We start from the raw sequence: 13,982 nt of genomic DNA, 5'->3' as shown, positions 1-13,982 counted from the left end.
GCCCTGATTCACCTGCCGGGATGTAGCCTTGGATTTCAACCTGATAGACATCATTCTCCATCTGGACCAGTTTCTGGCCATGATGGTGTCGCAGTACGGCCCCTGGATCTACGTCATCCTGTTCCTGGTCATCTTCTGCGAGACCGGGCTGGTCGTCATGCCCTTCCTGCCGGGCGATTCGCTGCTGTTTGTGGCGGGCGCGGTGGCGGCACAGGGCGATATGGATCCCTTCCTGCTGGCTGGCTGCCTGATCGTGGCGGCCATACTGGGTGACAGCGTCAACTATGTGATAGGGCGCAGGGCTGGCGAGCGCCTGTTCAGCAATCCGTCGTCCAAGATATTCCGGCGGGATTACCTGGAGCGCACCAAGGAGTTCTATCAGCGTCATGGCGGCAAGACCGTGGCCATGGCCCGATTCCTACCCATTGTCCGTACCTTTGCGCCCTTCGTGGCGGGTATGGCCCATATGGCCTACGGCAAATTCCTGTTCTTCAGCGTGGTGGGCACCCTGGCCTGGGTGGGTTCGCTGGTGACGTTGGGCTACCAGTTTGGCCACGTGCCTTTCATCAAGAACAACCTGTCGCTGATGGTGGTGGTGGTGGTGGTACTCTCCCTCTTGCCCATGTTGATCAAGCTGGTGCATGGCCGCATGGCTGCACGGGCCTGATGGATTGAAGGTGGCAGTGCCCATGGAAAGTTTCTACACCGATAAATCGCAGGTACGCCGTGCCTTCGAGCGTTCGGCACGCACCTACGATGGCGCGGCGGTGCTGCAGCGCGAAGTGGCCGATCGTATGTTCGAGCGGCTGGAACTGGTCAAGCTGGCGCCGGCACAGATGCTCGATGCAGGCTGTGGTACGGGTTATGCCGGCCCCAAGCTGCGTGGCCGCTATCCCGATGCCAGGCTGATCGAGCTGGATCTGGCCATGGCCATGCTCAAGGTGGCGGCAGGCCGGATAGGCTTGCTGGGCAAGGTATTCGGCAAGCGTCACTGGCAGGTCTGCGCCGATCTGGAGTCCCTGCCGCTGGCCAATGATTCGGTAGACCTGGTTTGGAGCAGTCTGGCCATGCAATGGCTGAACGAGCCCGATGCGGCATTCCATGAGTGCCATCGTGTGCTGCGGCCGGAGGGCCTGCTGATGTTCAGTACATTCGGGCCGGATACCCTGCTGGAACTGAAGCAGTCTTTTGGCCAGGTGGATGACAAGCCCCACGTTAACCGCTTTATCGATATGCACGATCTGGGCGATGCCCTGAGTCATGCCGGCTTTTCTGCGCCCGTCATGGATATGGAAAAGATCGTGCTGACCTATGCCGACGTCCGCAGCGTGATGCGAGATCTGAAAGCCATCGGTGCCCACAATGTGGCCATGGGGCGTAGCCGCGGCCTGATGGGCAAGCAGGCCTTTGCCCGTGCCGAGGCCGCCTATGAGCAGTTGCGCCGTGATGGCAAGCTGCCGGCCACCTATGAGGTGGTCTATGGTCACGCCTGGAAGCCGCAAGCCAAGCCGCAACTGGCTGATGGCCGTCAGGTCATCGAGTTCCGTCCCCGCCCCAAGACCTGAGGTCGATATGGCCCATGGCTATTTCATTACCGGCACCGACACCGAGGTAGGCAAGACGGTTGCCACTTGCCACCTGCTGCGCGCGGCTGTCGCGGGCGGCGTGCAGGCGGTTGGCATGAAGCCGGTTGCCTCAGGCTGCGTGCCGGGACCGCATGGCGGGTTGGATAATGAAGATGTGCTGGCCCATGAGGCCGCCGGCAATGTGGTGGCGCCCCGTGCACTGACCAATCCCTATGCCTTTGTGCCGCCTGTTTCGCCGCATCTGGCGGCGCGCGGCGCGGGCGTGGCGATCGATATCGGCCTGATACAGGCACGCTACCAGCAACTGCAAGGGCAGGCAGAACTGGTGCTGGTGGAGGGGGCAGGGGGCTGGCTGGCACCGCTGGACGACAGCCATACCATGGCGGACCTTGCCGCCAGACTGGGGCTGCCTGTGATCCTGGTGGTGGGCCTGCGGCTGGGTTGCCTGAACCACGCCATGCTGACGGTGGCAGCCATTGCGGCACGGGGCTTGCCGTTGGCAGGCTGGGTGGCAAACTGCGTGGATCCGGCCATGCGGGCGCGCGAGGACAATCTTGCCTATTTAACGCAACACATTGCGGCCCCTTGCCTTGGGGTGATCCCTAATTTCTCTGCCGGGCAAAAAGCCGAGTCGAATCAAGAGCAAATGCTCGGATTCGAGCTCAAAATGCTTATCAAATAAGGACTTCGGCCCTGAACTGCCGTTGAGCCGCCCCGACAGCTCTGCTAGCATACGTGCGACTTTTTGCCACATGCCTTGATCGTCATCAAGACATGCCGCGAAACAGACACGACGCCGGAACACCGGCGCAGAGGGAAAAGACGCCTGCATCCGTGGGCGTTCCGTCATGGGGACAACATGAAAAAACGCGCATCCTGGTCGTTTGCAGCGCTGGCGCTCGGCACCAGCCTATCTGCCTTGGCAGACTACAAGCTCAATCTGCAGACACCTGTTACCAAACTCGGTGAAGAGGTATATGACCTCCATACCTTCCTGTTGGTGATCTGCTCGGTCATCTTCGTGGTGGTATTTGGAGCGATGTTTTACTCCATCTTCAAGCACCGCAAGGCAGCGGGCCACAAGGCCGCCAATTTCCACGAAAGCACCACAGTGGAAATCGTCTGGACCATTATCCCGGCGCTGATCCTGGTGGCCATGGCCTGGCCTGCCACCAAGGTCATCATTGCCCAGAAGGACACCCGTGGTGCCGACATGACCATCAAGGTCACCGGCTACCAGTGGAAGTGGGGCTATGACTACCTCGACGAGGGCATCAGCTTCCACAGCCGCCTGGCTACCCCGCAAGAACAGTACGAGAACTACGAAGGCCAGAAGCCGGTACGCAATGCCGACTACATGCTGGAAGTGGATAACCCCGTTGTGGTGCCGGTGGGCAAGCGCGTACGTCTGCTGCTGACTGCCAATGATGTGATCCACTCCTGGTGGGTGCCGGCCTTCGCGGTCAAGCAGGATGCCATCCCCGGCTATATACGTGACACCTGGTTCAAGGCCGAGAAGGAAGGCGTGTACCGTGGTCAGTGTGTAGAGCTGTGCGGCAAGGACCATGGCTTCATGCCCATCGTGGTGAATGTGGTTTCGCAAGAGAAGTACGATGCCTGGGTGGGCGAGCAGAAGAAGCTGATGGCCGCCAACCAGGACGACCCGAACAAGGTCTGGACGCTGCCCGAGATGGTGGCGCGTGGCCAGAAGGTCTACGACAGCAACTGCGCCATCTGTCACCAGGCCAACGGCAAGGGCCAGGGCGCCTTCCCGGCGCTGGATGGCTCCAAGATGGTGGTTGGCCCCAAGGCTGATCAGGTGCATCTGCTGCTGAAGGGCAAGGGCGCCATGCCGGCATGGGAAAAGACCCTGTCCGATACCGAAATCGCTGCGGCGATAACCTTTACCCGCAATAGCTGGGGCAACAAGACCGGCGAGCTGATCCAGCCTGCCGAGATCAAAGCCGCCCGTAGCATGTGACGGCAGCACAGAGCGAGGACAAGAATATGACCACTACCGTTCACACGCCTGATCACGCCCACGGCGATGATCACCACGATCACCATCCACACGGCCTGACCCGCTGGCTGGCAGCGACCAACCACAAGGACATCGGCACGCTGTACATGTGGTTTGCCTTCATCATGTTCCTCACCGGCGGCGTGATGGCCCTTTGTATCCGGGCTGAGCTGTTCAGCCCCGGCCTGCAGTTTGTCCGGCCTGAGCTGTTCAACCAGTTCACCACCCTGCATGGCCTGATCATGGTGTTCGGCGCCATCATGCCGGCCTTTACCGGCCTGGCTAACTGGATGATTCCGCTGATGATAGGCGCGCCCGACATGGCGTTCGCCCGCATGAACAACTGGTCGTTCTGGCTACTGCCACCGGCGGCCTTGCTGCTGATGATCAGCTTTGCCGTGCCAGGTGGTGCCGCTGCCGCAGGCTGGACCTTGTATGCCCCGCTGTCCACGCAGATGGGCATGGGCATGGACCTGACCATCTTCGCCATCCACATCATGGGTATCTCGTCCATCATGGGCGCGATCAACATCATCACCACCATCCTCAATATGCGTGCCCCCGGCATGACCATGATGAAGATGCCGATGTTCGTGTGGACTTCGCTTATCACCGCCTACCTGCTGATTGCCGTGATGCCTGTGCTGGCCGGTGCCGTGACCATGGTGCTGACTGACCGTCACTTCGGCACCAGCTTCTTCAATGCTGCCGGCGGTGGTGATCCAGTGCTGTACCAGCACATCTTCTGGTTCTTCGGCCACCCCGAGGTGTACATCATGGCGCTGCCCGCATTCGGCGTGGTCAGCCAGGTGATCCCCACCTTCGCCCGCAAGACCCTGTTCGGCTACCACTCCATGGTGTACGCCACCTCGTCCATCGCCATCTTGTCGTTCATGGTGTGGGCGCACCACATGTACTCCGTGGGTATGCCGGTAACGGCCCAGCTGTTCTTCATGTACGCCACTACCCTGATCGCGGTGCCTACCGGCGTGAAGGTGTTCAACTGGATCGCCACCATGTGGAAGGGCTCGATGACATTTGAGACCCCCATGCTGTTTGCCATCGGCTTCGTCTGCCTGTTCACCATGGGCGGCTTCTCCGGTGTGGTGCTGTCGATTGCCGCAGTGGATATCCAGCTGCATGACACCTACTACGTGGTAGCCCACTTCCACTATGTGCTGGTCGCCGGCGCGCTGTTCTCGCTGTTTGCCGCCGTGTACTACTGGCTGCCGAAGTGGACCGGCTTCATGTACTCCGAAACCCGCGGCAAGATTCACTTCTGGTGGTCGATGATCGCCTTCAACGTGACCTTCTTCCCCATGCACTTCCTGGGCCTGGCTGGCATGCCGCGTCGTATCCCCGACTATGCCGTGCAGTTCACCGAATTCAATGCCCTGGCCTCGGTCGGCGCCTTTGCTTTCGGTATCGCCCAGATTTACTTCCTGTTCGCTGTGCTGCTGCCCACCATCCGTGGTGGTGCCGGCCCAGCACCGGCCAAGCCATGGGAAGGCGGCAATACCCTGGAGTGGGAAGTGCCGTCGCCGGCGCCGTTCCACACCTGGGAGCAACCGCCGTCGCGTGAGCTGGTTGACAAGCTCGCCGCCCAGCAGCAGTTGCACTAAGCATGGCTGGCAAGAACCTGCGTACCGCCGCGGTGCTGGTTAGCGTTGCGGTGGTGCTGTGTCTCGGCTTTGCCGCCCGTTTATGGTTGTTTGGTCAATAAGGCCTGTTGATGGATACGCTGCAGTCCGATAACCGCCGATTGATGGCCAAGCTGATCGTGATTGCCGTTGGCATGTTCGGCTTCGGTTTTGCGCTGGTGCCGTTCTATGACCAGATCTGCGAAGCCACGGGCATCAACAACCTGTTGCGCCCCGACAAGGTGGAAAACACCCAGGTGGTGGCCAGCCGGACGGTGACGGTGGAGCTGGATGCCAACCTGCGGGCCGACCTGCCCTGGCGCTTTGCGCCGGAGCAGCGCAAGCTGCAGGTGCATCCGGGCCAGATGGTGCAGGTGGTCTACGATATCGAGAACAACGGACCCCGCCCCATCGTGGCGCAGGCCATACCCAGCTATGGCCCCAAGCGGGCTGGCGAATACTTCAACAAACTGGAGTGCTTCTGCTTCAGCAAGCAGCAATTTGCGGCCGGTGAGAAGCGCCGCATGCCGGTGGTGTTCGTGATTGATCCCAGCCTGCCTGAGGACATCCATACCATCACCCTTTCGTACAGCTTCTTTGAAGTGGCCGGCACGGCCCAACCGGCAGCCTAGAACATGCGTGAGCAAGAGAAGTCCAGCATGAATCCCCTGCGCGCCGTAGGCGCCGTGCTGGCTGCCTTTACCGGCATACGGCGAGGCAAGGATTCCAAGGAAGATCTGCAGAAACTCAAGCCGGTCCAGATCATTCTGGCCGCACTGATCTGTGCCGCAGTCTTGATTGCCGGCCTGATCATCCTGGTAAAAAGCATCGTGCCGGCGCAGTAGCGGCGGACACGCAAGACCGAAAAGGGAGCAGACAACATGGCAACAACGCAGCAGCCTGATTATTTCGTACCCGCACCGTCCTGGTGGCCATTCAAGGGCGCCGTCGCGCTGTTCGGCATCGGCCTGGGCGCCGCCTTGCTGGTCAACTCGGTGCCGTTCTCCTGGGTGCCGCTGGCCATCGGCATCGCCATTCTGCTGTGGATGCTGTTCGGCTGGTTTGGTGATGTGATCCGCGAGTCCGAAGGCGGTGTCTACTCCAAGCGGGTTGATATCTCCTTCCGCTGGGGCATGGGCTGGTTCATCTTTTCTGAGGTGATGTTCTTCGCCGCCTTCTTCGGCACCCTCTACTACCTGCGCAGTATCTCGGTGCCCGAGCTGGGCAATATGGAACACAAGATACTGTGGCCCGATTTCAAGGCCATGTGGCCCATGTCCGTCGCGCCCAATGGCACCGAACCCTACCAGGTGATGGGCCCGTGGGGCTTGCCGGCCTGGAACACCCTGATCCTGCTGACTTCCGGCGTGACCCTCACCTGGGCGCACTGGGGCATGATGGAAAACAAGCGTGGCCAGCTCAAGCTGGGCCTGCTGCTCACCGTATTGCTGGGCGCCTTGTTCCTGGGCCTGCAGGTCTATGAATACGCCCACGCCTGGGGCGATTTGGGCCTGACCATGGCCTCCGGCGTGTATGGCGCTTCGTTCTACATGATGACGGGCTTCCACGGCATGCATGTGTTCATCGGCGCGCTGATGCTGGCCGTCATGTATTTCCGCTCGGTCAAGGGTCACTTCACCGCCGAGCACCACTTCGCTTTCGAAGCTGCCGCCTGGTACTGGCACTTCGTGGATGTGGTGTGGCTGATCCTGTTTGTATTCGTGTACTGGCTGTAAGGCCTGCCGCAAGGCGTAAAAATGGTGCAGCGCAGGCTGCACCATTTTGTTTGTAAAGGCCAGCTGCAGCGCCAACCGGTTGCGGTTGGCGGCGCTCACTGGCTCAGTACACGCCGTGTGGCTGTATCCAGCCCAGGCGGTAGGACAGCATCAGGAACAGAAACAGGGCGACCGACAGGCTAATGCGCAGGGTCAGCGCCTTGACGGTACGTTTGGAGCTGTCCTTGCTGCGTATCAGCGAGAACATGGCGCTACCCAGTGCAAACAGGATGCCAAGTATCATCAGCACGACAATGATTTTCATGATGTAGGGCGCAAGCGGGAAAAACCCGAGTTTATGCCCAGTCACCCCTCGGTATCCAACCCTATCGCCATCCCCGTCTGCTTCTTGCCATGCCCTTGCGTCGTCCCCGCCTGCTGATCATCATCGCTACCTTGCTGTTTGTGGTGCTGACCTTGCGTCTGGGCTGCTGGCAACTGGGGCGGGGGCAGCACAAACAGGCGCTGGCGGAGCGCCAGCAGGCCATGGACCAACTGGCACTGCTGCCCTGGCGGGGCGAGCTTGGGGAGTCCGCATGGCAAAGGCGCTATCAGGTCGAAGGTGTATGGCTGGCCAGCGGCCAGATATTCCTGGACAACCGGATACACAAGGGCAGGGCAGGGTTCCATGCCCTGGCACCGCTGCAGTTGGCGGATGGTCGCCTGTTGCTGGTCAACCGGGGATGGCTGCCCAAGGTGCCAGGGGTACAGCCACAGGTACCGCTACCGGCCGGGCCTGTGGTGTTGCAGATACGCCTGCAGCCACCCCAGCAGCAGTATGTGGAGCTGGCGGCGGATCAGGCTGGTGGCGTGGTCTGGCAGAATCTGGACTGGGCACGGTACCGCAAGCTGGTGCCGGCATCGGTGGTGCCGGCACTGGCGCAGCAATTAGGTGAGAGTGATGCGCTGGCCCGTGATTGGCCAGCCGTGGATTTTGGCGTGGAGAAGCACTACGCCTATGCAGGCCAGTGGTTTCTGTTTGCGGCCCTGGCCGTCGTTCTGTTTTTTATCTTGCACTGGAAGCGCCGTAACACATGAATGCTGCCACTCAACCCAAGCGCAACGGCCGCTGGATACTGTTTGCCCTGATCGCCATCACCATCGCACCGGTGCTGGCTTCCTACCTGGCTTATTACGTCTGGCGGCCCGAGGGCGGCAAGACCTATGGCGAGTTGCTCAAGGTTGGCCCGGTGCCGGCGTTCCGGCAAGCAGGGCTGGACGGCAAGCCGGCAGCGCTGGCTGATCTGAAAGGGCGCTGGGTGCTGGTCATGGCCGCCAGCGGCGACTGCCAGCAAGCCTGCCAGAAAGATCTGCATGCCCTGCGCCAGATACGCATGGCGCAAGGCAAGTTCATGGATAGGGTAGAACGGCTGTGGCTGGTGACCGATGCCGCCGCGCCATCGGCGCAGGCAGTGGCCGCTGCTGATGGTGCCCGCACGGTGCGCGCACTGGAGGCGATTCCCTTGCAGGGCGACGTGGCCACCGGCTACTACCTGATCGATCCGCTGGGCAACCAGGTGATCCGCTATCCACGTACCGCCGACCCGGTACGGGTGATCAAGGAAGTGGGCAAGTTCCTGAAGAACAATGAGAACCTGGGTTGATCATGTTTCGTAAACTCACTCTCCTGGCCGTCGTCTGGACGCTTTGCGTGGTGGTGCTGGGCGCCTATGTGCGCCTGTCTGATGCCGGCCTGGGCTGCCCCGATTGGCCCGGTTGCTATGGCAAGGCCACGCCGATACATGCGGTGGACGAGATACTGGCGGCACATGCTGAGGCACCCCATGGCCCGGTCAGCATGGCCAAGGCCTGGAAAGAGATGGTGCATCGCTATCTGGCCAGCGCCCTGGGCCTGCTGGTGCTGGTGCTGGCCGTGATGGCCGTCAAGCATCGCGATCGCCTGCGGCAATCGCCCCTGCTGGCGGTTTCCATCTTTTTCGTGGTGTGCTTCCAAGGTGCGCTCGGTATGTGGACGGTAACCAAGCTGCTCAAGCCCGCCATCGTCACCAGCCACCTGATCGGTGGCATGACCCTGGTGGCCATGCTGACCTGGCTGGCCTTGCGGCAGCGGGACTGGGCCAGGGTAGAGCGTGCAGGCGGATTCCGCCTGGCTGCCTTCGTCGGCCTGTTGGTGGTGTCCTGCCAGATCATCCTGGGTGGTTGGGTCAGCACCAACTACGCCGCCGTTGTCTGCACCGACTTCCCCACCTGCCAGGGTGCCTTGGTACCGCAGATGGATTTCCGTGATGCCTTCCATGTGCTGCGCGAGCTGGGCCAGACACCGGAAGGGGAGTTGCTGAGCATGGCCAACCTGACCGCCATACACTGGCTGCACAGGTTGGGGGCGCTGGTGACGTTCTGTTTTATTGGCATACTGAGCTGGCGCTTGTACGCACAGGGTGTTTTGCGTAGCCTAGCGCTCGCCATTGCTGGCATGTTGCTGCTGCAGGTAGGCCTGGGTATCAGCAATGTGGTCTTCCATCTGCCGCTGTCGGTTGCCGTGCTGCACAATGCTGGCGCTGCCATGCTGCTGCTGCTGATGGTGGTGCTGAATTACCGGCTGGCGCAGCGCCGCTAAGGGCAAAGCGCAGGAGAAATGTGATGAGTGCCGTGACCCTGACCAAACCGCCACTGGGCCTGAAAGCCCGGCTGCGTGAATTCCTTGCCCTGGCCAAGCCCAGAGTGGTGGCCCTGATCGTCTTCTGTGCGGTCATCGGCATGTTCCTTGCGACCCCCACCTTGCCACCCTGGCTGCCCGTGCTGGCCGCCACCATAGGCATTGCCCTGGTGGCCGGTGCCGCTGCGGCCATCAATTGCCTGGTAGAGCAGAAGATTGACGCCCTGATGGCCCGCACCAGGGCCCGCCCCCTGCCGCGTGGACAGGTGACCAGCGGCCAGACACTGGGCTTTGCCCTGGTGGTTGGCGGCATAGGCTTGTTTGTGCTGCACCAATGGGCCAACCCACTCACCATGTGGCTGACCCTGGCGACCTTTGTCGGCTACGCCATCATCTATACGGTTGTGCTCAAGCCCAGCACCCCGCAGAACATCGTGATCGGCGGGGCATCGGGCGCCATGCCACCGATATTGGGCTGGGCGGCAGTCACGGGCGAAGTCAGCCATGATGCGATGATACTTTTCCTCATCATCTTCGCCTGGACCCCACCCCACTTCTGGGCCTTGGCGCTCTATCGGCGCGACGACTATGCCCGTGCCGGGCTGCCCATGCTGCCCGTCACCCACGGTGAAGCCTTCACCCGGCTGCATGTGCTGCTCTACACGCTGATACTGACGGCAGTCACCCTGCTGCCCGTGGCCACCGGCATGGGGGGCGGCATCTATCTGGTGTCCACCCTGATACTCGATGCCATCTTCCTGGTCTACGCCTGGCGCATCTGGCGCAGCTATACCGATGAATTGTCACGCAGCACCTTCCGTTATTCCATCCTCTACCTCTCGCTGCTGTTTGCCGCGCTGTTGGTGGATCACTATCTGCACATCCCGCTACGATGATATCCCTGCGTACTCTGGGTACTTTGCTGCTGACTACCTGCCTGGCGCTCACTGCTTGCAGCGAGGCACCCAAGCCGGCCTTCCTCTCCACCGATGTGACCGGCGCCCCCATAGGCGGCCCGTTTGCGCTGACCGATCACCATGGCAAGCAACGCCGGCTGGAGGAGTTCAAGGGCAAGGTGGTGGTGATGTTCTTCGGCTACACCCATTGCCCCGATGTCTGCCCCACCACCATGAGCGAACTGAAGGCGGCCATGGCGCAACTGGGTGACAAGGCCAAGCAGGTGCAGGTGCTATTCGTGACGGTGGACCCGGAGCGGGACACCCAGGCGCTGCTGAGCCAGTACGTGCCTGCCTTCCATCCCGACTTTCTGGGATTGCGCGGCAGCACGGCGGAAATTCGGGCGGTGACCGACCGATTCCGCATTGTTTTTCAGCGGAATGGCACCGATGCGACAAATTACACCGTAGACCACAGCGCGGGCAGCTATATTCTGGACAGGGAAGGCAAGTTGCGCCTGTTTGTCAGCTATGGTGCAGGGGCAAAGGTGTTTTCTCATGACATTGGTCTATTGTTGTAAAAATGGGTCGATGTGGTGCCGGACTTTGGGCTGTGGATAACATCGCGCTAGTGTGGATGCCGCGCCGGCTGTGGCAAAATCCCGAAATCATCAATATATAAACAGGCTCCCAAACACTGTGGCGGAAGCGGAAAACAACCCCTCTCAGGAAGGCAAGGCACCCGTTGCGCTGATTCCAGAAGGCGTGGACGTCAGCAGCTTTCTGCTGCGTACGCCGGTAGAAATCGGTTTCGTGCTTCGTTCGCTGGCGCAAAAGGGTGATCTGGTCTCGGTGTACTTCGATCACGGCCAGTTCTCCTTCTTGTCCGCCATACTGGAGTGCGACACCAAGCAGCAGCGCTTCTGGTTCGACATCTGCGGGGTAGAGGCCATCAACCGCTCGCTGCTGCGTGCCGATCACATCGTATTCGCTGCAGCGCCCGAGGGCGTGCGCATCCAGTTTGTGCTCGATGGCGGCATCTCGCTGGTTGATTACGACGAGCGCCCGGCTTTTGAAGCCGCCTTCCCCAACGATCTGATCAAGCTGCAGCGGCGCGAGTATTTCCGGCTCGATACCCCCATAGGCAAGCCGCTGCTGTGCAAGCTGCGCCACCCCAATGGCCGGGTGCTGGATCTCCCACTGCACGATATCTCCATCGGCGGCATGGGGCTGTGGATGCAGGGCCAGGTCGAAGTGGAGCAGCTGGATGTGTTCCCCGGCTGCCGTGTCGACCTTGGCACCTTCGGCATGGTGGAGCTGACCATAGAGATACGCAGCAAGCGCCAGGTCACCAAGCGGGACGGCACCGTGCAGACCATGCTGGGCACTCGCTTTGTCGACCTGCCACGGCAGACCGAGAACCTGCTCCAGCGCTATATTGCGCAACTGGAGCGCGAGCGACACCAGCTGCTGCGCAACTGATCACTGGGCCGTTTGATCGCCCAGCCGGTCGAGTAGGGTTTGCGGCGTAGGGTAGGCCAGCCGCAGTCGCAACTCCTTGCGCAGCCGCTGATTGCTCAGCTGGCGTGATTCCCGCATGAACGACCACAAAGCCGGCGATACCTGCTGTTCTGCCTCGGCGCGCGATAGCCGGGGTGGTCGGGGCAGGCGATAGGTATCGGCTACCTTGTCAAACCACTCCCCCATCTTCCAGCGGCTGTCGTCGCAAGCGTGGTAGACACGTCCCTGGCGGCCACGGAACAAGGCCAGGCAGGCGGCGTGGGCCAGATCATCGGCATGGATATGGTTGCTGTAGCCATCGTCTTCCGGCCGCAGTGCGGCAGTGCCCTTTTGCAGGCGTTCCAGCGGCAGCCGGTCTGCGGCATAGATGCCAGGGGCGCGCAGTATGCTTACCCGGCAAGCACTGCGCCGGCCATAGCGCCGGAGCAAGGCCTCAGCCGCAACCCGGCGCCAGGCACGGGCGGATTCGGGCCGGCAGGGCTGGCTTTCGCTCAGCAGTGCGCCGCCACAATCGCCATATACCCCGCTGGTACTGATGTAGCACAGCCCCCGTGGTAGAATCGCGCCTTGCGCGAGCATTGCGGCCAATCGCATGCTGCGCGGGTCGTTGTTGCCGGTATTGGGTGGCGGGGCACTATGCAGCACATACTCGGCCAGCCCAGCCAGGCGTTGCAGGCTGTGGCGCTGGTCCAGGTCGCCGCGCACCGGCACCACGCCTTGGCTGCGCAGCCGCAGGGCCTGCTCGGTACTGCGACACAAGGCATAGACACGGAAACGTGCCGTCAGCCAGGGCAAGGCCCGCTGCATCACGTCGCCGCAACCCACGATCAATAGTCTTCTTTTACGCATGGTGCGATTGTAGCCGTACCGTGTGCGCCAGCAGGAATCAACATGTCGCATCAGCTCACCATCGAACCGAGCAAGCAGCAAATTACCGTAGAAGAAGGCGAAACCCTGCTGGATGCCGCCATGCGCGTCGGCTTCAACATGCCTTACGGCTGCCGTAACGGTGCCTGCGGCGCCTGCAAGGGCCGCGTGTTGCAGGGCGAGATCAGCCATCGCGAACACTCCGGCTCGGCGCTCAACAAGACCGAAGAAGCCCAAGGCCTGGCCCTGTTCTGCTGCGCCGAACCGCAAGGCGACGTGGTGATCGAATGCCGCGAAATCCAGGCCACCAAGGATATTCAGATCCGCACCCTGCCGTGCCGGGTAGAGAAGATAGACCGGGTATCGCACGATGTGGCCGTGCTCTCGCTCAAGCTGCCTACCAATGAGCGCCTGCAGTTCCTGGCCGGCCAGTACATCGACATCCATACCAAGGATGGCAAGAAGCGCAGCTTCTCGTTGGCCAACCCACCCCACACCGAAGACTACCTGCAACTGCATGTGCGGCTGGTGCCCGGTGGCGAATTCTCCGAGTACGTCCACAACTCGATGCGCGAGCGCGAGATATTGCGCTTCACCGGCCCGCTGGGTTCCTTCTTCCTGCGTGAAGAATCGGACAAGCCCATCATCTTCCTGGCCAGCGGTACCGGCTTCGCCCCCATCAAGAGCATTGTCGAATACGCCATCAAGAAGAATATCCAGCGCGAGATGATCCTCTACTGGGGCGCCCGCACGCTGGACGACCTCTATATGCCCGAGCTGGCAGGCCAGTGGCAGGCCGAGATGCCCAACTTCACCTTTATCCCGGTGCTGTCCGAACCCAAGCCCGAAGACGCCTGGCATGGCCGTACCGGCTTTGTGCACGAGGCCGTGCTGCACGACTTTGCCGACCTGGCGGGCTACCAGGTCTACGCCTGCGGCGCCCCGGTGATGGTGGAAGCCGCCCACGGCAGCTTCACCGGCCGTGGCCTTCCGGCAGACGAGTTCTTCTCGGATGCATTTTTTCTGTCGAAAGATCTTCGCAAAAGCTGATAGATCGGTA

17 protein-coding genes are annotated in these 13,982 nt (G+C 61.3%); 15 read left to right on the top strand and 2 right to left on the bottom strand.

Annotated elements, in window-relative coordinates:
* The first annotated feature begins 28 nt into the window (after nucleotides 1–28).
* The 8 genes from QWZ03_RS07260 (at nucleotide 29) to QWZ03_RS07225 (ending at nucleotide 6,982) form a co-directional block, all read left to right on the top strand.
* Complete coding sequence (locus QWZ03_RS07260; protein WP_290332116.1) at nucleotides 29–667, top strand: DedA family protein; 639 nt, start codon at nucleotides 29–31, stop codon at nucleotides 665–667.
* 22 nt (nucleotides 668–689) lie between these two features.
* On the top strand, nucleotides 690–1,565 hold the full coding sequence (gene bioC, locus QWZ03_RS07255; protein ID WP_290332115.1) for a malonyl-ACP O-methyltransferase BioC: 876 nt from the start codon (nucleotides 690–692) through the stop codon (nucleotides 1,563–1,565).
* A 7-nt stretch (nucleotides 1,566–1,572) separates the two neighbouring features.
* Complete coding sequence (bioD, locus tag QWZ03_RS07250; RefSeq protein WP_290332114.1) at nucleotides 1,573–2,268, top strand: dethiobiotin synthase; 696 nt, start codon at nucleotides 1,573–1,575, stop codon at nucleotides 2,266–2,268.
* A gap of 177 nt (nucleotides 2,269–2,445) precedes the next feature.
* Nucleotides 2,446–3,567, top strand: a complete 1,122-nt coding sequence (gene coxB / locus QWZ03_RS07245) for a cytochrome c oxidase subunit II (protein ID WP_284194651.1) — start codon at nucleotides 2,446–2,448, stop codon at nucleotides 3,565–3,567.
* 26 nt (nucleotides 3,568–3,593) lie between these two features.
* Complete coding sequence (ctaD, locus tag QWZ03_RS07240; RefSeq protein WP_284194650.1) at nucleotides 3,594–5,228, top strand: cytochrome c oxidase subunit I; 1,635 nt, start codon at nucleotides 3,594–3,596, stop codon at nucleotides 5,226–5,228.
* A 110-nt stretch (nucleotides 5,229–5,338) separates the two neighbouring features.
* Nucleotides 5,339–5,878 carry a cytochrome c oxidase assembly protein gene (locus QWZ03_RS07235; protein ID WP_284194649.1) on the top strand — a complete coding sequence of 180 codons (540 nt, stop codon included), beginning with the start codon at nucleotides 5,339–5,341 and terminating at the stop codon, nucleotides 5,876–5,878.
* Between the two features lie 27 nt (nucleotides 5,879–5,905).
* Nucleotides 5,906–6,091: a DUF2970 domain-containing protein gene (locus QWZ03_RS07230; protein WP_284194648.1), complete on the top strand. Its 186-nt coding sequence runs from the start codon at nucleotides 5,906–5,908 to the stop codon at nucleotides 6,089–6,091.
* A 36-nt stretch (nucleotides 6,092–6,127) separates the two neighbouring features.
* Nucleotides 6,128–6,982 (top strand): cytochrome c oxidase subunit 3, encoded by an 855-nt coding sequence (locus tag QWZ03_RS07225; RefSeq protein ID WP_284194647.1) that lies wholly within the window; start codon nucleotides 6,128–6,130, stop codon nucleotides 6,980–6,982.
* A gap of 103 nt (nucleotides 6,983–7,085) precedes the next feature.
* Here QWZ03_RS07225 and QWZ03_RS07220 read toward each other — a convergent pair whose 3' ends face one another.
* Nucleotides 7,086–7,286 (bottom strand): twin transmembrane helix small protein, encoded by a 201-nt coding sequence (locus QWZ03_RS07220; protein ID WP_284194646.1) that lies wholly within the window; start codon nucleotides 7,284–7,286, stop codon nucleotides 7,086–7,088.
* 89 nt (nucleotides 7,287–7,375) lie between these two features.
* Here QWZ03_RS07220 and QWZ03_RS07215 point away from each other — a divergent pair, with 89 nt between their 5' ends.
* From QWZ03_RS07215 to QWZ03_RS07190, 6 genes are all read left to right on the top strand, one after another.
* Complete coding sequence (locus tag QWZ03_RS07215) at nucleotides 7,376–8,059, top strand: SURF1 family protein (RefSeq protein ID WP_290332113.1); 684 nt, start codon at nucleotides 7,376–7,378, stop codon at nucleotides 8,057–8,059.
* Complete coding sequence (locus QWZ03_RS07210) at nucleotides 8,056–8,625, top strand: redox-active disulfide-containing membrane protein (RefSeq protein ID WP_290332112.1); 570 nt, start codon at nucleotides 8,056–8,058, stop codon at nucleotides 8,623–8,625. Before QWZ03_RS07215 ends, QWZ03_RS07210 begins: the two co-directional genes overlap by 4 nt.
* A gap of 2 nt (nucleotides 8,626–8,627) precedes the next feature.
* The gene (locus QWZ03_RS07205; protein WP_290332111.1) at nucleotides 8,628–9,599 is read left to right on the top strand and encodes a COX15/CtaA family protein; all 972 of its coding nucleotides are present in this window, start codon (nucleotides 8,628–8,630) and stop codon (nucleotides 9,597–9,599) included.
* A gap of 23 nt (nucleotides 9,600–9,622) precedes the next feature.
* A complete protein-coding gene (gene cyoE, locus QWZ03_RS07200; protein WP_284194642.1) occupies nucleotides 9,623–10,534 on the top strand; it encodes a heme o synthase in 912 nt (303 codons plus the stop codon).
* Nucleotides 10,531–11,115, top strand: a complete 585-nt coding sequence (locus tag QWZ03_RS07195) for an SCO family protein (RefSeq protein WP_284194641.1) — start codon at nucleotides 10,531–10,533, stop codon at nucleotides 11,113–11,115. Before cyoE ends, QWZ03_RS07195 begins: the two co-directional genes overlap by 4 nt.
* A gap of 118 nt (nucleotides 11,116–11,233) precedes the next feature.
* Nucleotides 11,234–12,016: a flagellar brake protein gene (locus QWZ03_RS07190; RefSeq protein WP_290332108.1), complete on the top strand. Its 783-nt coding sequence runs from the start codon at nucleotides 11,234–11,236 to the stop codon at nucleotides 12,014–12,016.
* On the opposite strand, the gene QWZ03_RS07185 is transcribed toward QWZ03_RS07190, so the two are convergent.
* Nucleotides 12,017–12,904 (bottom strand): NAD-dependent epimerase/dehydratase family protein, encoded by an 888-nt coding sequence (locus QWZ03_RS07185; protein ID WP_290332107.1) that lies wholly within the window; start codon nucleotides 12,902–12,904, stop codon nucleotides 12,017–12,019. It abuts the gene before it with no gap.
* A gap of 42 nt (nucleotides 12,905–12,946) precedes the next feature.
* Between QWZ03_RS07185 and QWZ03_RS07180 the strand changes: the two genes are divergently transcribed.
* Nucleotides 12,947–13,972, top strand: coding sequence for a CDP-6-deoxy-delta-3,4-glucoseen reductase (locus QWZ03_RS07180; protein WP_284194638.1), 1,026 nt, complete (start codon nucleotides 12,947–12,949; stop codon nucleotides 13,970–13,972).
* Nucleotides 13,973–13,982: the final 10 nt, after the last annotated feature.

Origin of the sequence: Chitinimonas viridis (genome assembly GCF_030409555.1) — a bacterium.
Classification (GTDB): Bacteria; Pseudomonadota; Gammaproteobacteria; order Burkholderiales; family Chitinimonadaceae; genus Chitinimonas; species Chitinimonas viridis.
Note: the sequence above shows the minus strand (reverse complement) of the source record. Positions and strands in the feature narration are given on the sequence as shown.

Bases quoted from the DNA above. Each gene is read 5' to 3' on its own strand.
- QWZ03_RS07220 (WP_284194646.1), bottom strand. From the start codon at position 7,286: ATGAAAATCATTGTCGTGCTGATGATACTTGGCATCCTGTTTGCACTG.
- coxB (WP_284194651.1), top strand. From the start codon at position 2,446: ATGAAAAAACGCGCATCCTGGTCGTTTGCAGCGCTGGCGCTCGGCACC.
- QWZ03_RS07215 (WP_290332113.1), top strand. From the start codon at position 7,376: ATGCCCTTGCGTCGTCCCCGCCTGCTGATCATCATCGCTACCTTGCTG.
- bioC (WP_290332115.1), top strand. From the start codon at position 690: ATGGAAAGTTTCTACACCGATAAATCGCAGGTACGCCGTGCCTTCGAG.
- cyoE (WP_284194642.1), top strand. From the start codon at position 9,623: ATGAGTGCCGTGACCCTGACCAAACCGCCACTGGGCCTGAAAGCCCGG.
- QWZ03_RS07195 (WP_284194641.1), top strand. From the start codon at position 10,531: ATGATATCCCTGCGTACTCTGGGTACTTTGCTGCTGACTACCTGCCTG.
- bioD (WP_290332114.1), top strand. From the start codon at position 1,573: ATGGCCCATGGCTATTTCATTACCGGCACCGACACCGAGGTAGGCAAG.
- QWZ03_RS07205 (WP_290332111.1), top strand. From the start codon at position 8,628: ATGTTTCGTAAACTCACTCTCCTGGCCGTCGTCTGGACGCTTTGCGTG.
- ctaD (WP_284194650.1), top strand. From the start codon at position 3,594: ATGACCACTACCGTTCACACGCCTGATCACGCCCACGGCGATGATCAC.
- QWZ03_RS07235 (WP_284194649.1), top strand. From the start codon at position 5,339: ATGGATACGCTGCAGTCCGATAACCGCCGATTGATGGCCAAGCTGATC.
- QWZ03_RS07225 (WP_284194647.1), top strand. From the start codon at position 6,128: ATGGCAACAACGCAGCAGCCTGATTATTTCGTACCCGCACCGTCCTGG.
- QWZ03_RS07230 (WP_284194648.1), top strand. From the start codon at position 5,906: ATGAATCCCCTGCGCGCCGTAGGCGCCGTGCTGGCTGCCTTTACCGGC.
- QWZ03_RS07210 (WP_290332112.1), top strand. From the start codon at position 8,056: ATGAATGCTGCCACTCAACCCAAGCGCAACGGCCGCTGGATACTGTTT.
- QWZ03_RS07180 (WP_284194638.1), top strand. From the start codon at position 12,947: ATGTCGCATCAGCTCACCATCGAACCGAGCAAGCAGCAAATTACCGTA.
- QWZ03_RS07185 (WP_290332107.1), bottom strand. From the start codon at position 12,904: ATGCGTAAAAGAAGACTATTGATCGTGGGTTGCGGCGACGTGATGCAG.